Origin of the sequence: Pseudomonas sp. P5_109 (genome assembly GCF_034009455.1) — a bacterium.
GTDB lineage: Bacteria > Pseudomonadota > Gammaproteobacteria > Pseudomonadales > Pseudomonadaceae > Aquipseudomonas.
The window spans coordinates 1,254,964-1,272,812 of the sequence record NZ_CP125380.1; the positions used below are offsets into that span (position 1 = coordinate 1,254,964).

Here is a 17,849-nt window from a genome sequence, read left to right on the forward strand (position 1 = left end):
CTTGCTGCGCATACTGGCGCACAGACACTGACCGGGCAATCTTTCTGCCGCCCGGCCCATAACAAGGAATACCCATGAAGGTCGAACTCGCCCAATTGGCAGGCCGTGACAACGATACGGCTTACAACCTCGAACGCACCCTGGCGGCCATTGCTGCATGCGCAGTCGACACGCAATTGATCATGTTTCCTGAAGGCCACCTGATGGGCTTCCCTTCGGCCGAGACCGTGGCCGAGGTGGCCGAGGCGCTGGAGGGTCCCTCCGTCAGTGCGGTGATCGCCGCCGCCCGCGAGCGCAAAATTGCCGTGGCCATCGGCATGGCCGAAAACGACAACGGCCGTTTCTATAACACCACGCTGCTGATCACCCCCGAAGGCATCGCGCTGAAGTACCGCAAGACTCACTTGTGGGCCTCGGATCGCGGTGTCTACGAGGCGGGCGATCGCTACGCCACCTGCCTGTGGAACGGCGTGCGCGTAGGCCTGCTGATTTGCTACGACATCGAATTCCCCGAAAGCGCCCGCGCCCTGGCGCAACTGGGTGCGGAACTATTGATCGTCACCAACGGCAACATGGACCCGTACGGCCCGACCCACCGCACCGCGATCATGGCCCGCGCCCAGGAAAACCAGGCCTTTGCGCTGATGGTCAACCGGGTGGAAGAGGGTGACGGTGGTTTGTTGTTTGCCGGCGGCAGTGCGTTGGTCGATCCGCTGGGCGCCTTGTTGTTCGAAGCCGGACGCGAGGAAGGGCAGTTCGCGGTGGAGCTGGACCTGAACCAGCTGACAGCGGCGCGCCAGGATTATCGCTACCTGGATGATCAGCGGCTGAGGTTGCCGGGGGACGTGGTTGAGCATGTTTCAGGATTGCGCGAGCTGCTGATTCCCAAGAGCTGATCCGGGTTCTTTTTGGTTTGTACTGGCCCCTTCGCGAGCAAGCCCGCTCCCACATTGGTTGTGTGAACGCCCGAGATCAAATGTGGGAGCGGGCTTGCTCGCGAAGAGGCCCTGACAGACGACACACCTATTTGCCAGTTGAACCAAGAACAACAACGCAACACCCGTAATTTGCGCCGAACTCGGCTCTGCCATAAATCCAATAAAATTCGGAGTAGTCGCTCATGGCTCGTTTGCAACGCACCCTGTCACTGGGGTCGGTGGTGCTGTTTGGCATCGCCTACATGACACCGATCATTGTGCTCGGCACCTTTGGCATCCTCGCCCAATCCACCGCCGGCATGGTGCCCGCCGCGTACCTTGCGGCGCTGGTGGCGATGTTTTTCACCGCCATGAGCTACGGGCGCATGGCCTCGGCCTTCCCGGTGGCCGGCTCGGCCTACAGCTATGTGCGCAAGGCCATCAGCCCGAAACTCGGGTTCATTGCCGGTTGGGCGGTGCTGCTCGATTACCTGTTCCTGCCGATGGCGATCTGGCTGATCGGCGCGGCCTACCTCAACTCCGCATTCCCGGCCGTGCCGCAGTGGATCTGGGTGCTGGCGTTCATCGGTATCACCAGCGCGATCAACATCGTCGGCCTGAAACTGGCCAATGGCATCAACGCCCTGCTGATGCTGGTGCAGTTCCTGGTGCTGATCGCCTTCGTCGTGTTGTGCGTGCATTACATCGGCGGTGATGCGAGCACACCATTATGGTCAGTCAAACCGTTCTTCAACGGCGACATGCAGATGCCGCTGATCATGAGTGGCGCGGCCATCGCCTGTTACTCGTTCCTCGGCTTCGACGCGGTCAGCACCCTGACCGAAGAAACCCGCGACCCACGCCGTACCATTCCCCGGGCGATCATGTTGATCACCTTGATCGGCGGGCTGATTTTTGTCGGTGTGTCGTACTTCGTGCAGATTGCTCATCCGTCGTTCCAGTTCGACAACGTCGACTCGGCGGCCTATGAAATTGCCCGCAACATCGGTGGCGACCTGTTCGTCTCGATCTTCCTGATCGGCCTGATCGTCGGCCAGTTCGCCTCGGGGTTGTCGGCCCAGGCCAGCGGTTCACGGCTGCTGTACGCCATGGGCCGCGACGGCGTGCTGCCAAAAGCGTTCTTCGGCACCTTGCACGAACGCTTCGGCACGCCGATCAACAGCATCCTGCTGTGCGCGGTGGTGGCGTTGCTGGCACTGAAACTGGACGTCACCACCTCGACCTCGTTCATCAACTTCGGCGCGTTCCTGGCGTTCAGCCTGGTCAACCTGACGGTGATATTCCATTACTGGATCGGTGGCGAGAAAAAAGGCCCGCGCGAGTTCGTGCTGTTCCTGCTGTTCCCGTTCATCGGCCTGGCAGCGGATTTGTGGCTGATGGTCAGCCTCGATCACTTGGCGGTGTACCTGGGCTTGAGCTGGCTGGCGATTGGCGTGGTGTACCTGGCAGTGTTGACTGGCGGTTTCCGGCGGCAGCCGCCGGAGATGGATTTCCAGGAAGCGGCGTAAAGGAAACTGTAGGAGCGAGCTTGCTCGCGATAAACCTGAGGGCGCCGATGGGCCTCTGGTTTTACGCGTTTTCGTTCACGACCATCGCGAGCAAGCTCGCTCCTACAGGGCGGACATGTGATCCTTGGCGTTTTTGAGTCAAGGGGCTTCTGTTTATGTCGACGTTTTCCATGCCAACCTCCGGGATTATCCGCATCGCCGCTGCCCTGCTGATCGGCCCTGACGGCCGCACGTTGCTGGTGCGCAAGCGCGGGACCACGGCGTTCATGCAGCCGGGTGGCAAGATCGAGCCGCATGAATTGCCGGTCCATGCCCTCGCCCGGGAGCTGGAAGAAGAGCTGGGTCTGGACATCGACCCGGCGCAGGCCGTCTACCTCGGTCACTTCTCGGCACCGGCCGCCAATGAGCCGGGGCATGTCGTACACGCCGAGATTTTTCAGCTGCACATCGATGTCGACGTGACACCCGCGGCGGAAATCGAAGAAGTGATCTGGATCGACCCGGCCACCGACGGCGATGTCACCTTGGCGCCATTGACACAGGACCTGATCCTGCCGTTTTATCGAGCATCGTTGACCGCGATCGCTTGATCATTACGCAAAGGACTTCGCCCATGATCCCGCTTCAAGACCTGCTGATTTTTGCCGCTGCCGCGTTGCTGATGGTGCTCACGCCGGGGCCGAACATGATCTACCTGATCTCTCGTTCGATCTGCCAGGGGCGCAAGGCCGGGGTGATCTCGTTGCTTGGGGTGGTCGCCGGTTTTCTCGTGCACCTGTTCGCTGCCGCCGCCGGTCTGACGGCGGTGTTCCTCGCGGTGCCGGTGGCCTATGAGGTGTTGAAGTGGGCCGGTGCGCTGTACCTGTTGTGGCTGGCCTGGCAGGCGGTAAAACCTGGCGCGCGCTCGCCGTTCGAGGCGCAGCAGCTGCCCCCGGACTCGTCACGCAAGCTGATCACCATGGGCTTTCTGACCAGTGCCCTGAACCCGAAAATCGCGGTGTTCTATCTGTCGGTGTTTCCGCAGTTCATCACGCCGGAGCACGGCTCGGTGTTCAGCCAGAGCATCATCCTCGGCCTGACCCAGATCAGCGTCAGTTTCTGCGTCAACTTGCTGATCGCCATGTTTGCCGCGGGCATCGCCTCGTGGTTCGTCAACAATCCGGCCTGGCTGGCGATGCAGCGCTATTTCATGGGCTTCGTGTTGTCGGCCCTGGCGGTGCGGTTGATGCTTGAGCAAAAACGGATGGCCTGAACATGTGGATCGAGCGACTGGATGCCAGCCATGCCCTGGACTATCGGGCACTGATGCTTGAGGCCTACGACCTGCACCCGCAGGCCTTCACTTCGAGTGTGCGTGAGCGGGCGGCGATGCCGCTGGGCTGGTGGGAATCGCGCCTGACCGGCAAGCTGGACGTGGTGCTCGGGGCGTTCGAAGAGGGCCGGTTGGCCGGCATTGTCGGCCTCGCGTTCGAGCCCAGGGAAAAGGCCCGGCACAAGGTGACGCTGTTTGGCATGTACGTGACCGCCAGGGTCCGTCAGCGCGGGCTCGGCTATAAACTGGTTCAGGCCGCATTGGCCGAGGCGCAGGACCATGCGGGTGTGCGCCTGATCCAGTTGACCGTCACCGCCGGCAACGCTGCCGCGTTCAACCTCTACCAGCGCTGCGGTTTCGTCCAGTTCGGCCTGGAGCCGATGGCTGTGCGAGTGGGGGAGGATTACTTCGACAAGCTGCATATGTGGCGCGAACTCTAAGGATCACCAAGATCCCTGTGGGAGCGGGCTTTTGTGGCGAGGGGGCTTGCCCCCGTTGGAGTGCGAAGCGCTCCCTTTGCATTCCTTCAGGTTCACTGCGCTTGCAGGTTTCGCGACTGCTTCGCAGCCGAACGGGGGCAAGCCCCCTCGCCACAAAGACCGCATCGTTTAATTGTTTTATCGAACCGCACTCACCCCATCCAACGTCGAAAACGACGTGTCCTTGGCCGTCAGCAGGAAATCACGCATGTACGGCGCATCGAGCATGTCGGCGCGGATCGCCGCATACAGTGTGGCGAACAAACCTTTCTCACCCAGCCGCTTGGCCTTCACGTAACCCCGGGAGCTGTATTCATGCAGTGCCCAATGGGGCATGCCGCACACGCCGCGACCGCTGGCCACCAGTTGCATCATCATCACCGTCAGTTCCGAGGTGCGGACCTGGGCCGGTTCGATGTCGGCGGGTTCGAGGAAGCGGGTGAAAATGTCCAGCCGGTCCCGTTCCACCGGGTAGGTGATCAAGGTTTCCGGGAGCAGGTCTTCGGGGACGATATAGGCCTTGCCGGCCAGGCGATGCTGGTTGGCTACCGCGAGCATCGCTTCATAAGTGAACAGCGGTACATAGGTGATCCCGGCCAGGTCCACCGGATCGGAAGTCACCACCAGGTCCAGATCGCCACGGGCCAGGGCCGGCAGCGGGGCGAAGGAGAACCCGGAAGCCAGGTCCAGTTCGACTTCCGGCCAGGCATCGCGGAACTGGTCGATGGTCGGCATCAGCCACTGGAAGCAGCTGTGGCATTCGATGGCCATGTGCAGGCGACCGGCGGTACCCCCGGCCAGGCGACTGATGTCGCGCTCGGCGGCGCGCAGCAGCGGCAGGGTGGCGTCGGCCAGTTGCAGCAGGCGCAACCCGGCGCTGGTGAAGCGTACCGGTTTGGTCTTGCGCACGAACAGCGGCATGCCCATGCGCTCCTCCAGCTCCTTGAACTGGTGGGACAGGGCCGATTGGGTCAGGTGCAGGCGGTCGGCCGCATCCACCAGGCTGTCGGCTTCGCGCAAGGCGTGCAGGGTCTTGAGGTGACGGATTTCAAGCACCGGGGGCTCCATGAGGAAAACTTGTCGATAAATCGAAAAGATTGAGTTTGTCTCATGTTGCTGCCGCTGTCGACCATCAGCACGGCGGAGCACGTTGCATGCTCCGCCGTTGCTGCTTTACAGCGTGGAAAAGTGTTTGTTGCCCAGCGGCTTGCCAATGTCACCGCGCCAGATCGCCTCGACCGTACCGCCACTGGCGGCCACGTCCTTCTGCCATTGCAGGCCGAGGTTACGTTGAGACGGTAATTTCAGATGGCCTTTGACGAAGTCGCTGAATTGCGGTTTCGTCGAGGTGTAGTGGAAGTGGGCGTACCACAGGGTTTGCGCCGGTTCGCTGCGCAGATCGCGCACCTCGTACTCCTGCAGGAAATCCCGTCGTCCGTCGGTGCGCTTGCCCAGGTCGCGCAGGCTTCCTTCCTTGCGAATGTCCACCACCTGCTGTTCAAGCAGATAGTCCAGATAACCTTCGGTCGGGGTTTTGCTGTTCATGCTTTGTTCGATGCGCAGGGTGCGCCCGGTGCGCAGCATCTCCTTCGCCCGATTGCGCAATTGCAGCGCTACGGCATCAGTGGCAGACAAGCGTTCGATGGCCTTGGCGCGCATGGTCAACTCCGAGGCCTCGCTGCTCATCATGTGCTCAAGGTCGACCGGCAGCATGTTTTGCTGAGCGTGACCTTTTACTTTGTTGATGTAGGCGTCTGCGGCTCCCAGTCTTTTCCCGGCCTCTGTCAGCAGCGGTTTGACATCGGTCGGCAGTGTCGGTTGCACGGAACCCGCTGGCTCGCTGAGGTGATATTTGCCACTGGAGCGCGGCAGCCAGGTTTCCGTGTGGCCACCGACCCCTTCGATGGTGAAGCGCTTTTGTCGGGTGACGGCGTCGGTACTGGCGATACCGATCAGCAGTTGGTTGTCTTCGGTCTCGAACAATTGCTGTCCGGGCCGGCCTTCCTTGGGCACCACCGAAGGACGCGTCTTGATGGCATGGCGGGCAAAATCTTCAACCTTGTCCAGATTGTCCAGGAACGCCGTGACGTGCTCCAGGTCCAGGTGTTGTGGATAGCCGAGTGTCCAGGCGCCCAGCTGGCGACGGAACTCGGCATAAGTGGCCAGGCAGTCTGCGAGGACTTTGTTGCGCTGGCTGGCGCTGGCGCTCACGTGTGGCAGTTGGTGGTGCGTCAGCAACGCGCGGCCGACCTTGTCGCGGGCTGTTTTCAACTGCACGTGGAAGTACGTCCAGGACAGGTCGGTCACCGCGTCATAGTGGGTGATGATTTCCAGGGTGTGCGCGGTTTTCAGATAGAAGTGATTGGCGTCGCTGAATTTCTCATTCACGGTCGCCATGTCGTGTGCCATCTTCGATTTCTGCGTCCGGTTAGTGATCCGGCGGTTCCAGCGATTGGCCTCCTCGACTGTCACATAGACTTGATCGAAGTCATTGAGAAAGTCTTTGCGGGCCTCCTTGCGTTGCGCCATGAGTTGCAAATGGGTGACGGTATCGGTGCCCGGCGTAGTGTCCGAGCGGTTGACCAATTCTTCGATACGGTCGAGGTGTTCCAGCAGCCGCTCCTTGAGCAGGCCGATCCGTCGCACCGAGCGGTCGACGATGACCCAGGCGCAGCGGCTTTGAATGTCTTCGATTTGTGCGCGTTTGCGGCCATGGCTGTACAACATCAGTTCATCGAGATTCAGGTAGTGAGCCTGGGCGATGTCGATATCGCTCGCGCAGGCTGCATCGGCACGGGCGCGAAAGGCCGGGCGCTGGGCGGGTTCGAGGCCAAAGTAGTGCTCCAGCGTGTTGCTGCTGCTGCGGGTCAGGGTATCGAGTTGTCGGGTGTAGGCGTCGGCGGTATGGGTCAGGGTCAATTGTCGACGCAAGGCGCGGTCCGTCCACCAGCGCGGCAGCCAGCGGCGAATGGCGGCAGGCCAGAGCGGGTCGAGCCCGTCGGCCATGTGCCCGAGCACGGCACCGCCACCCACGCCACCCCCTTCGATCACGGTACCGTACACCCTATAGTGAGTGTTCCACTGGCCCGCTTCATCGAGTGCTATCGGCTGTTTGTAGGTCCGCGTAGACGTGCCGCTCAAGCGCCAGCGCGGTGGATTGTCCGCCAGTTCGATGCGGTAGATACGGCCCTGGCTGAGCATGAAGTTGCCGTCGGCGTGGCGATACACATTGCGATAAAGGCCTTCGCTGCCCGGTTGCAGGCCCGCGAGGGAAATCGGCTTTTCATATTCATAACCCCTGAAGCGTTCCAGGGACAGTCGCGCCTGGCGTGGCGTGGATACCTGCAAGGCCCTCGGACTCTTGCCCAGCGCCCGCCACTGACGGCTGCGCGTGGCGGCGCGGGCGCCAGCTGGGGTGGAAATGGTGCCGGAGGCAATATCCATGGCCGCGTCGATCAGCGACAACAGCACCGCTTCCACCTCGGCCAGGCCATGGCCGACATCGCCGCGCAGGAAGGCCGCTACCGCCAGGTTGGCGCTGTTCCAGGCGTCGTACAGGGCGATGGTCGTACCGATGAAGGGCAGCATGCCCACGGCCATTTTCAGGTAGTTGAACATGGCGCCGGACTTCAACGCGACCTGCTCCAGGTACAACGCGTCATTGGAGCGCGAAGTTGCCCGATGGGCTTCCAGCAAACGCCCCATGTGCGCATTCAGCAGATGCGTTGCCAGGGAGGTGCTGGCTGGCCAGGGTGTACCGACGCCGATCAAGCCGTCGAAATTTTTCACCCGGGCCTGGTTGATCCGGCTGACGTGGTGGGCGAAATCCCCCTTCAAGGCACGGCCGGCCAGGTAGTTGACTATCGGGTCGCGCAGGCAGTCGTTGAACAGGCGCATCCGTGCCTGCTCAAGGCTGTCGAACTGGCGCAGAAAAACGCCGTCGGGGCTGTCAGGCAGATACAGCAGGGTCAGGCCGCTGATGTGCTCGACGATAAAGGTGACGCCGGACAACGTGCTCGGTCCCTCGGCGTGGGTGTCCTTGCCGCCCACCGTCAGGTGCGCCGGCAACAATTCGATGCGCTTGCCGTCGCTGGCAAAGGCTTCACGATTGTTGGCGTCGATGGCGATTTCCAGTACACGCTGGCCGTTGGCGTCGATGTCCTTTGCCAGCACGGCGAATTCGCCTTGCAGGCGAAGCATCAGGCGCCAGGGTTCGCTCAGGCATTCGTGCCGATGCTCATTACTGAACGCCGATGCCGTCGAGGGACCGAGGAACGTCTCACGGATCAGCGTTTCATACTTCCCGGCCAGATCCAGCTCGGTGACCAGCTTGCGCAGCCAGGACGTCGTCATGGTGCTTTTCAGTTTCTGCTGTTGTGCGACGTCGCCGCCGCTGACCTCGACCCGCATGAACGACAGTCGCCACCACATCTCCTGATCGATGTTGCTCAGCGCCAGCTCGCCGAGGGACAGTTTGCTGCGCTGTTCGCTGGCGATCAGCACATTTTCTTGAGGGGTGCCGGGTGCCGCGCCTTCCATCACGACTTTGCGCCAGCTGGTTGAATCCGGAACGTCGAGCAGCACCTCCACCTGTTGGGTAAGGTCGAAGTCCTGGCGCAAACGGGCGTCGATAGCCTTGCTGGCAAAGGCTTCCCGGGGCGGCAGCTCGCGCTCTATCCACCCGTGGGAGCGCTGCATCGCGGCGATATAGGACTTGAACAGCGTCTTGAGGCGGTCACGCTGCACGCTGGACAGTTGGCGATGCCACGCTGGCAATTGGGCGGCCAGCGCACTGCTGCGGGTTTGTTCGACGATCTGTGCGTACACCAGATCCCGGGCGGCGGACTGGGGGGCGGTCAGGCAGGCGAGGGTCTGTTCGCGCAGTTTTTCCAGTTCGGCCGCGCGCTGGCTGGCACGCGGCGGAACAGGATTGGCCGCGATGATCCGGGCCGCCTGTTGTTCACAGCGGTGAAGCTGGGTCTGCAAGGCGTATTCAAACGGCGGGCCATTGAGCGGCAAGACGTGCAGTGCCAGGGTCTGGTCGTTGGCCGGGCGCTTGAACAGTGACTGTTCCAGCTGCTGCCTGGAGGCAAAACGTTGCAGTCCACCGAAGCGTCCGGGCCAGTAGAGCAACAGGCTGTCGGTGGAATGCGCCAGCAACGCCGAGGGTTTGGCAAACAGCAGAACGCCGTCCAGTTCCTCGGTTTGCGTACGGCGGGGGTCGCCTTCGGTGTCCGTTGCCGACAGTTCCAGTCGCGCGACCACCAGGTCCGCTGCACGGGGCTGATCGGGGGCATCCAGCACGCTGACGAGCCACTGATGCTCTTCACTGTTGATCTGATTCAGGCTCAATTGCAGTTCGGCTTCGGCGCGCAAGCCGTCCTGGCGTGCCTGGTGCAAGGCAGCGTAATGCGCGTCTGGCTGGTGGCGCAGCTCGAGCCATTTGAGTGCATCGGCCATGTCCAGCAGCGCCGTCGCGGCGGTGTTGCTGGCTTGCTCGGCTGTGGTGAGGGCGTCGAGTTGCCGTTGCAGGCGTTGCAGGCGCGGATCGTCGGCGGTACCGGTAAAATCATCACCGAGCAACGCCTCCAGTGCCGCCCGTTGTCGTGCCAGTGCACGGTGACGCATACCCAAAGGGATATCGGGGCTTAACTGGCCGAACAGGGCGGCGTTGTCGTCTGTCTGCGCATGCGATGGGTCGGGGGGCGCGACCAGCGCGGCAGCATTATCGGGTCGGTCTGCGGGGGCGACGGACAAGCGCGACAACAGGGCTTCGGCGCTGGTGTGCAGCACCGTCTTGTCGAGGGCGGTGTACTTGACCTTGACCGTGTCCGTCGACAACCGGGGCTGCTCGAACCGCTGCGGTTGATGTTCGATCAACCAGCGCTCCAGTTCAACGCGGCTTTGAAAGGTCATCCAGGCGGATGAATGCGAAGGCAGGTACAACAACTGAGTGACCGGCTGATCGGTATCCCGGGTGATGACCAAGGCACCTGACAGCTGGGTAGACAGTTCTTTGTCATCCTTGAGATTCAGTTGTTCGACATACACCGAGTGTGCGTCAGGCGTTGTTGTTTGCGCTGGCGGGTCGATCATCGCCATCAGCATCTTGACCTGCCCGGCATCCAGGATGCCCTGGGCAAATGCCCATTGGCTCGACGTCTCGAAATGCTGGCGATACAAGTGGATAGCCTGCGCCCGGCGCGAACGATCGGTGCCGAGCGCGCGTGAGCTCCACCAATCGGAGTCAAGGTGGGCTTGCGGGCTCTGCGCCATGAGGCTGAGCCATTGTTCGCGGCATTCTTCCCAGCGCGCCGAGGCGCTCAGGCTCAGGCCTTGATCCGGGTTCGCGGGCAAAGGGAAGGTAAGGCCGAAATCGGCTGCAAGGGGGGTGGTTTCGTCAACCATGACGATGAGTCTCCAAAAGACCGGGCCGTGCCGGCGGTACAGGCATTAGGCGGCAGTCGACAGGAGCTCGGGTGGTACATAGTTATGGTGAGGTTGAATCTGACGCCGGATGACCGCTCGGCACTCTTCATCAAACTGTCATGGAACTGTGGCAGCGCGCTTGAACAAACTTCATCAGACTCGCGCTCTACTGGGGTTCTGCGTTTTGGTGTTTTGTCATGGGTGCTTCATTCTTTTCACGAATCGTTTTTTTGGCCGCGCTGTTGTTCGGCCTGCCGTCCTTTGCGGCTTCGCGTTGTGACGTCAATGTTCCGACCGAACGGGTGGATCTGGCCCAGGTAAGCCTGGCGTACCAGAGCATCGGTCGTGCGTCGGACCCGGCCTTGTTGCTGGTGATGGGCCTGGGCGGGCAGTTGATTCACTGGCCGGATGAGGTGGTGGTTGCCCTGTGCCAACAGGGTTTCCGGGTGATCCGCTATGACAATCGCGATGTCGGCCTGTCGACCTGGCGGCAAGCACCGGCTGAAGCCAACCTGACCTTCGAGGTGCTGCGCTACAAACTCGGCTTGCCGGTGTCGGCGCCATACTCGCTGACCGACATGGCTGACGATGGCCTGGGCCTGATGGACGCCTTGCATATCGATCAATTCCACGTGCTGGGCGCCAGCATGGGCGGGATGATCGCCCAGCACATGGCGGCCATGGCACCGCAGCGGGTCGAGAGCCTGACCCTGATCATGACCAGCTCCGGCGCCGAAGGCTTGCCGGCACCGAGTGCGGCGCTGGTGCAGTTGCTGGCCCGGCGCGGCGCACCGAACCGCGAAGTGGCCCTGGAGCAGCAGGCCGACTTGTTGGCGGCCCTGGGCAGCCCGATGGTCACCGACGATCGCCAGGCGCTGCTGCATCAGGCCGCTCAGTCCTATGACCGGGCGTTCAATCCCGAGGGCGTGAAGCGCCAGATCATGGCCATTCTCGCGGAGCCGAGCCGGGTGGCGCTGCTCAACCAGTTGCGGGTGCCGGCGCTGGTGGTGCATGGCACGGCCGACCCGTTGCTGCCGGTGATGCACGGCGTGCATCTGGCGGCGCATCTGCGTGGCAGTCAGTTGATCCTGATTCCGGGCCTGGCCCATCGCTTCCAGGAAGCTTTCAAGGCGCCGTTGCTGGCGGCGGTGTTGCCGTACTTGCGCGAGCACCGTGAAGACTCTTCGCACTGGGCGCAGATCGAGCCTGTGGCCGATCGCAACCTTCTCTAACCCCTCAATGTTTTCACCATGACACACCGCCATCGCTGGCAAGCCAGCTCCTACAGGGGGCTGCCGCCAGGCACAAATCCCGGGATCGCCCAATACTCCTGTGGGAGCGGGCTTGCTCGCGAAGAGGGAGTGTCAGTTGGTATTTAAGTTGACTGACACACCGCTTTCGCGAGCAAGCCCGCTCCCACAGGGGACCTGGCTCTAGTCTGGATACGTAGCCAGACAGTCACCAGGGTTGCTTTGAGAATCAGGTCCACACTTAATGACTCAGGCCGTACTTTTTCACTTTGTCGAACAACGTGGTCTTGGCCATGCCCAGTTCCTGGCTGGCCTGGGTCAGGTTGCCGCCGCTGCGTAGCAAGGCATCGCTGAGCAGGTTGCGCTCGAACGCTTCCACCGCTTCGGCAAAGGCCAGGCTCTGGTTGCCACCGCCGGCAGCGGTTTTCTTGAACGCCGGCAGGCCCAGGGCAAAACGCTCGGCGACGTTGCGCAGTTCACGCACGTTACCCGGCCAGTCGTGGCTCATCAGGTTCGATACGGTCTGGTTGTCCAGCTCCGGCGCGATGCGGTCGAAGCGCAGGGATGACTGCTGCAGGAAGTGTTCGAACAGCTGCAGGATGTCTTCACGGCGTTCACGCAGCGGCGGCAGTTCCAGGGTCACCACGTTGAGGCGGTAGTACAGGTCGCTGCGGAATTCGCCGGCCTTGCTCGACTCGACGAGGTCGGATTTGGTCGCCGCGATCACCCGGCAATCCACTGCCACGCTCTGGTTCGAACCGAGGCGTTCGAGGGTGCGCTCCTGTAGCACCCGCAGCAGTTTGATCTGCAAGGGCAGGGGCATGCTTTCCACTTCGTCGAGGAACAGCGTGCCGCCGTCGGCGTGTTCGATCTTGCCGATCCGGCGTTTGCCCGCACCCGTAAAGGCGTTGGCCTCGTGGCCGAAGATTTCGCTTTCGAAGAGGTTTTCCGGCAGGCCGCCGCAGTTCAGGGCGACGAACTGCTTGGTGTGCCGCCGACTGAAATCATGCAGGCAGCGCGCAACCAGTTCCTTGCCGGTGCCGGTCTCGCCTTCGATCAACACGTTGGCCGAGGTATCGGCAACGTTGGCGATCAGTTCCCGCAGGTTCTGCATGGCCGGCGAGCGACCGATGATCCGCCCTTCGAGGGAGTCGCGCTCGGCCAGTTGCCGGCGCAGCGACGACACCTCCCGCGCCAGGCTGCGTTGCTCCAGCGCGCGGCGGGCCACGTCCACCAGGCGCTCCGGGGAGAACGGCTTTTCCATGAAGTCGTAGGCGCCTTTCTGCATCGCGCCGACGGCCATGGAGATGTCGCCGTGCCCGGTGATCAGCACCACCGGCAAGCTGCGGTCGCGGGCCTTGAGGCGGGTCAGCAATTCCAGGCCATCGATGCCCGGCAGGCGAATGTCGCTGACAACGATGCCGGCGAAGTTGTCGCCGACGCGCTCCAGGGCTTCTTCGGCGCTGCCCACGCCAATGCAGGGAATGTCTTCCAGGGTCAGCGCCTGTTGGCAGCCGAGCAGCACATGGGGGTCGTCTTCGACGATCAATACACTAAGGTCGTTGTTCATATTGGCTCGGCGGGAGTGGGGCTTACCAACGGTAAACTGAGGACGAATGCGGTACCACCGCTGGCCGGGTGCTCGACACCCAGGTGACCGCCGGTGGCGGCGGCGAGGCTGGCGGAAAGGGTCAGGCCCAGGCCCAGGCCCTGTTCGCCGGGTTTGGTGGTGAAGAAGGGCTCGAACAGGTGCTTGCGCGCTTCGGCGTCGATGCCATGGCCGTTGTCACGCACCCGCAGGCGATATTTGCCATCGAACGCTTCGCCTTCGAGCCACAACTCGGGTTGCGGCTGCGCTTGCATGGCGTCGAGGGCGTTGCCGATCAGGTTGACCAGAATCTGCTCCAGGCGGGTCTGGTCGATCTGCACCTGCACATCGGTGAAATCGCGGTGCAGTTGCAGCTGAATGTTTTCCACCCGGCCGCCGAGCAATTGCAAGGCCGCGTCCACGCCTTTGCCGAGGCAGGCCTGGCCCTTGTCGTCACCGCGGCGGGCAAACGAGCGCAGGCTGGCGGTGATCCGGCCCATGCGGTCGATCAGTTCGTTGATGGTCTTGAGGTTGGTGCTGGCCACATCGAGCTGGCCGCGTTCGAGGAAGCGCACGGTATTGCCCGACAAGGTGCGCAGCGCCGCCAGCGGCTGGTTCAGTTCGTGGGCGATGCTGGTGGACATCTGGCCGATGGCCGCGAGTTTTCCGGCCTGTACCAGCTCATCCTGGGCGCGGCGCAAGGTCTCTTCGGCGTGCCGGCGTTCGCGGATCTGGCCCTTGAGCCGTTCGTTGCTGGCGCGCAGGTCGGTGGTGCGTTCGGTAATCCGACGCTCCAGCTGATTGTTGGCTTCCTGCAAGGCTTCCCGGGCCGCGAGACGGGTGGCGATCACCTTGCGCCGTTCGTTCCAGGCGATCAACAGAAAGGCGCAGAGGGCAAAGGCCACGGCCACCAGAATCCCCTGGTTGATCGCTTCACGACGCAAGTCCTGGAGCGGCGTGAGCAGGGTGAAATTCCACGGCGTATCGCTCAACTGCCGGGTTTGCGACAGGTAGCTGATGTTTTCATCGTCGGACACCAGTTCGCTGTTGGCCGGGAACGTGAGTTTTTCCACGCCCTCGGACAGGGTTTCCCGGGCCAGCGGTTGCAGTTCGTTGAGCGGGAACCAGTAGTACTGCAGGCTGCGGGCGAGCTTTTCCTTGGTTTCTTCACTCAGCGGCACCACCGACTTCAAGCGCCGGGCCGGATCGCTGGACAGAATGATGATGCCGTTCTCGTCGCTGACGAAGGCTTCCAGGCGCGCCCGCTGCCAGCGTTCTTCCATGGCTTCCAGGCGGACCTTGACCACGGCGACGCCGATGATCTTGCCGTGCTCTTCCAGTCCATGGGCCAGGTAGTAACCGGGTTCGCCGTTGGTGCTGCCGATGCCATAGAAACGCCCGGGCTGACCGCGCACGGCGTTCTGGAAATAGGCGCGAAAGGACAGGTCTTCACCCAGGTAACTGTCGACATCGCGCCAGTTGCTGGTGGCCATGACGCGGCCGGTGGTGTCCATCACGTAGATGGCCCGACTGCGGCTGCGCCGGTTCAGGCCTTCAAGGTAATCGTTGACCGCTTGCCGGTGTTCCGGGGTCGGGTCGGCCAGCAGCTGCGAAACACTGGTTTCGAGTTCCAGCAGGCTGGGCAGGTAGGTGTATTTGCTGATTTCGCTTTCGACGGCACGGGCGTGCAGTTCCAGCTGGCGCTGGCCGTTTTCGCTGAGGCTGCGGATGCCGTAGTGCTCACTGATCCAGAAGCCGATATAGCCCAGTCCGATCATCATGGCGATGATCAGGGGCGGCAGGAACAAATGACGAACCAGACGGGGTTTCACGGCGAGTGATGGCGACGTTGCGCGATAAAGATTGGGGTCGCATTTCATCACAGATGCCTTGGGTCAACCACAACACAAATCTGAACCTTGCACCGGTCCTTGTAGGAGCCGGCTCTGTGGCGAGGGGGCTTGTCGGATCGCCGCATCGCCCCGTTCGGCTGCGCAGCAGTCGTAAACCCTACCCACGCGGTTCGACTTTGCAATGCCGGGGCCGCTTCGCGACCCAACGGGGGCAAGCCCCCTCGCCACACAAGCCCGCCTCCACAGAGGGAGCGGTGTTTGCTTAGTGCTGCAAGATCTTGTTGAGGAAGTGCTGCGTACGTTCGGCACGGTGGCTGATGTCGCCGAAGAACTCTTCTTTCTTGCAGTCTTCGATGATCTTGCCCTGGTCCATGAAGATGACGCGGTCAGCCACTTTACGGGCGAAGCCCATTTCGTGGGTCACGCACATCATGGTCATGCCTTCGTGGGCCAGTTGCACCATCACGTCGAGCACTTCGTTGACCATTTCCGGGTCCAGCGCCGAGGTCGGTTCGTCGAACAGCATGACGATCGGGTCCATCGCCAGCGCACGGGCAATCGCCACACGCTGCTGTTGGCCACCGGACAGTTGACCCGGGTGCTTGTGGGCGTGAGCCGACAGGCCGACACGTTCGAGCAGTTGCAGGCCTTTCTTGGTGGCTTCTTCCTTGCTGCGGCCCAGCACCTTGATCTGCGCGATGGTCAGGTTTTCGGTGATGGTCAGGTGCGGGAACAGCTCGAAGTGCTGGAACACCATGCCCACGCGCGAACGCAGTTTCGGCAGGTTGGTTTTCGGGTCGGCGATGGAGGTGCCGTCGACCACGATGTCACCCTTCTGGAACGGTTCCAGGGCGTTGACGCACTTGATCAGCGTCGACTTGCCGGAGCCGGATGGCCCGCACACCACGATCACTTCGCCTTTTTTGACCTCGGTGCTGCAATCAGTCAGTACCTGGAAGTCCCCATACCACTTGTTGATGCTTTTGATAGAGATCATACGGCGAACCTTTTTTGCAGACGCTTGACCAGCTGCGAGGCGGCAAAGCTGATGATGAAGTACACGAGACCGGCGAAAACCAGGAACTCATTGGAGCGGCCAATGATGTCGCCGCTGGCGCGCGAAGCATTGAGGAAGTCCACCAGGCCGACGGCGTAGACCAGCGAGGTGTCCTGAAACAGGATGATGCTCTGCTGCAGCAGCAGCGGGGTCATCTTGCGGAACGCTTGCGGCAGGATGATCAGGCGCATCATCTGGCCGTAGCTCATGCCCAGTGCCTGGGCAGCGCCCATCTGGCCCTTGGGAATCGACTGCACGCCAGCACGGACGATTTCGCAGAAGTACGCCGCTTCGAACATCATGAACGCTACGATGCACGAGGCGAACGCGCCGATCGGCGTGTCTTCGCCGGTGATCCAGCGCAGTACGAACGGCACCGCCAGGTAGAACCAGGTGATCACCAGCAGCAGCGGAATCGAGCGGAAGTAGTTGACGTAGGCGCCAGCCAGGTTCGACAGCAGTTTGTTGTGGGACAGACGGCACAGCGCCAGGATCGTGCCGAGGATGATCCCGCCGACCACGCCCATGGCCATCAGCTTGAGGGTCATGATCATGCCGTTCCACAAACCGGGAATGGCCGGGATGATGCCCGAGAAGTCGAATTCCATCATTTACCCCCTACGGAGATCAGGCCCGGTACGGCGACTTTCTTCTCGACCAGACGCATCAGCAACATCAGGCTCATGTTCAGGGTGAAGTAGATCAGCGTTGCCAGGGTGAAGGCTTCGAACAGGTTGGCGGAGAACTCGGCGGTCTGTTTGGTCTGCGCGAGCAATTCCATCAAGCCGATCAGCGAGGCCACGGAGGTGTTCTTGAAAACGTTCAGGAATTCCGAGGTAAGCGGCGGAATGATGATCCGGTAGGCCTGGGGCAGCAGCACGTTCCAGTAGATCTGCGGCAGCTTGAAACCCATGGCGCGGGCCGCGGATTCCTGGCCTTTTGGCAGGGCCTGGATACCGGTGCGCACCTGTTCGCAAACCCGGGCGGTGGTGAACAGGCCCAGGCACACGACGACGCTGAGGAAGGCCGAGGTGGTCGGGTTCAGGTCCTGCTTGTACCACTCTTGCAGGTCGGCCGGCAGCAGGTCGGGTACCAGGAAGTACCAGATGAACAGCTGAACCAGCAGCGGCACGTTACGGAAGAGTTCGACGTAGCAGGTGGCGATGCCCGATACGATGCGATTCGGCACGGTACGCATGACGCCCAGGATCGAGCCCAGTGTCAGGGCAATGATCCAGGCCACGATGGCGATGGCGATGGTCCAGCCCAGACCGGTCACGTACCAGTCGAGATAGGTCTCGCTGCCCACGCCGGTGGACTTAAAGAACACGCCCCAGTCCCAGTTGTAATTCATTAGGGTCTCCCCTCAGTTCAATCGATGTACAAGTGCCCGCTTGGGGGAAGCTCCGTTCCCGCCTGATCTTTACGTCAGGCA

Annotated in this window: 13 protein-coding genes; 6 read left to right on the top strand and 7 right to left on the bottom strand. The window is 61.9% G+C overall.

The annotated features are described in order from the left end of the window. Positions 1 to 74: 74 nt before the first annotated feature. From QMK54_RS05475 to QMK54_RS05495, 5 genes are all read left to right on the top strand, one after another. Positions 75 to 896, top strand: a complete 822-nt coding sequence (locus tag QMK54_RS05475; RefSeq protein WP_320402186.1) for a carbon-nitrogen hydrolase family protein — start codon at positions 75 to 77, stop codon at positions 894 to 896. Between the two features lie 224 nt (positions 897 to 1,120). After that, positions 1,121 to 2,446, top strand: coding sequence for an APC family permease (locus QMK54_RS05480; RefSeq protein WP_320402187.1), 1,326 nt, complete (start codon positions 1,121 to 1,123; stop codon positions 2,444 to 2,446). Positions 2,447 to 2,601: 155 nt separating this feature from the next. After that, positions 2,602 to 3,036 carry an NUDIX hydrolase gene (locus QMK54_RS05485; RefSeq protein WP_110663195.1) on the top strand — a complete coding sequence of 145 codons (435 nt, stop codon included), beginning with the start codon at positions 2,602 to 2,604 and terminating at the stop codon, positions 3,034 to 3,036. A gap of 23 nt (positions 3,037 to 3,059) precedes the next feature. Then, complete coding sequence (locus QMK54_RS05490) at positions 3,060 to 3,698, top strand: LysE family translocator (protein ID WP_223595259.1); 639 nt, start codon at positions 3,060 to 3,062, stop codon at positions 3,696 to 3,698. A 2-nt stretch (positions 3,699 to 3,700) separates the two neighbouring features. Then, on the top strand, positions 3,701 to 4,198 hold the full coding sequence (locus tag QMK54_RS05495) for a GNAT family N-acetyltransferase (protein WP_223595261.1): 498 nt from the start codon (positions 3,701 to 3,703) through the stop codon (positions 4,196 to 4,198). A 177-nt stretch (positions 4,199 to 4,375) separates the two neighbouring features. Here the strand turns inward: QMK54_RS05495 and metR are convergent, their stop codons facing one another. Next, positions 4,376 to 5,293, bottom strand: coding sequence for a transcriptional regulator MetR (metR, locus tag QMK54_RS05500; protein WP_008021042.1), 918 nt, complete (start codon positions 5,291 to 5,293; stop codon positions 4,376 to 4,378). Positions 5,294 to 5,410: 117 nt separating this feature from the next. After that, a complete protein-coding gene (locus QMK54_RS05505) occupies positions 5,411 to 10,645 on the bottom strand; it encodes a dermonecrotic toxin domain-containing protein (RefSeq protein WP_320402188.1) in 5,235 nt (1,744 codons plus the stop codon). A 218-nt stretch (positions 10,646 to 10,863) separates the two neighbouring features. Here QMK54_RS05505 and QMK54_RS05510 point away from each other — a divergent pair, with 218 nt between their 5' ends. Further along, positions 10,864 to 11,898 carry an alpha/beta hydrolase gene (locus QMK54_RS05510; protein WP_320402189.1) on the top strand — a complete coding sequence of 345 codons (1,035 nt, stop codon included), beginning with the start codon at positions 10,864 to 10,866 and terminating at the stop codon, positions 11,896 to 11,898. Between the two features lie 259 nt (positions 11,899 to 12,157). On the opposite strand, the gene QMK54_RS05515 is transcribed toward QMK54_RS05510, so the two are convergent. The 5 genes from QMK54_RS05515 to QMK54_RS05535 form a co-directional block, all read right to left on the bottom strand. Next, entirely contained in the window at positions 12,158 to 13,486 is a 1,329-nt protein-coding gene (locus QMK54_RS05515; RefSeq protein ID WP_223595264.1) for a sigma-54-dependent transcriptional regulator, read from the bottom strand. Then, on the bottom strand, positions 13,483 to 15,384 hold the full coding sequence (locus QMK54_RS05520; RefSeq protein ID WP_223595266.1) for a sensor histidine kinase: 1,902 nt from the start codon (positions 15,382 to 15,384) through the stop codon (positions 13,483 to 13,485). The genes QMK54_RS05515 and QMK54_RS05520 overlap by 4 nt, the downstream gene beginning before the upstream one ends. Before the next feature lie 235 nt (positions 15,385 to 15,619). After that, positions 15,620 to 16,354: an amino acid ABC transporter ATP-binding protein gene (locus QMK54_RS05525; RefSeq protein ID WP_015093699.1), complete on the bottom strand. Its 735-nt coding sequence runs from the start codon at positions 16,352 to 16,354 to the stop codon at positions 15,620 to 15,622. Further along, entirely contained in the window at positions 16,351 to 17,022 is a 672-nt protein-coding gene (locus QMK54_RS05530; RefSeq protein WP_110661446.1) for an amino acid ABC transporter permease, read from the bottom strand. The genes QMK54_RS05525 and QMK54_RS05530 overlap by 4 nt, the downstream gene beginning before the upstream one ends. After that, entirely contained in the window at positions 17,022 to 17,768 is a 747-nt protein-coding gene (locus tag QMK54_RS05535) for an amino acid ABC transporter permease (RefSeq protein ID WP_110661448.1), read from the bottom strand. Before QMK54_RS05535 ends, QMK54_RS05530 begins: the two co-directional genes overlap by 1 nt. Between the last annotated feature and the right edge of the window lie 81 nt (positions 17,769 to 17,849).

Excerpts from the sequence above, each read along its gene's own strand:
- QMK54_RS05475 (WP_320402186.1), top strand. The coding sequence starts at position 75 with ATGAAGGTCGAACTCGCCCAATTGGCAGGCCGTGACAACGATACGGCT.
- QMK54_RS05480 (WP_320402187.1), top strand. The coding sequence starts at position 1,121 with ATGGCTCGTTTGCAACGCACCCTGTCACTGGGGTCGGTGGTGCTGTTT.
- QMK54_RS05485 (WP_110663195.1), top strand. The coding sequence starts at position 2,602 with ATGTCGACGTTTTCCATGCCAACCTCCGGGATTATCCGCATCGCCGCT.
- QMK54_RS05490 (WP_223595259.1), top strand. The coding sequence starts at position 3,060 with ATGATCCCGCTTCAAGACCTGCTGATTTTTGCCGCTGCCGCGTTGCTG.
- QMK54_RS05495 (WP_223595261.1), top strand. The coding sequence starts at position 3,701 with ATGTGGATCGAGCGACTGGATGCCAGCCATGCCCTGGACTATCGGGCA.
- QMK54_RS05505 (WP_320402188.1), bottom strand. The coding sequence starts at position 10,645 with ATGGTTGACGAAACCACCCCCCTTGCAGCCGATTTCGGCCTTACCTTC.
- QMK54_RS05510 (WP_320402189.1), top strand. The coding sequence starts at position 10,864 with ATGGGTGCTTCATTCTTTTCACGAATCGTTTTTTTGGCCGCGCTGTTG.
- QMK54_RS05515 (WP_223595264.1), bottom strand. The coding sequence starts at position 13,486 with ATGAACAACGACCTTAGTGTATTGATCGTCGAAGACGACCCCCATGTG.
- QMK54_RS05520 (WP_223595266.1), bottom strand. The coding sequence starts at position 15,384 with ATGAAATGCGACCCCAATCTTTATCGCGCAACGTCGCCATCACTCGCC.
- QMK54_RS05525 (WP_015093699.1), bottom strand. The coding sequence starts at position 16,354 with ATGATCTCTATCAAAAGCATCAACAAGTGGTATGGGGACTTCCAGGTA.
- QMK54_RS05530 (WP_110661446.1), bottom strand. The coding sequence starts at position 17,022 with ATGGAATTCGACTTCTCGGGCATCATCCCGGCCATTCCCGGTTTGTGG.
- QMK54_RS05535 (WP_110661448.1), bottom strand. The coding sequence starts at position 17,768 with ATGAATTACAACTGGGACTGGGGCGTGTTCTTTAAGTCCACCGGCGTG.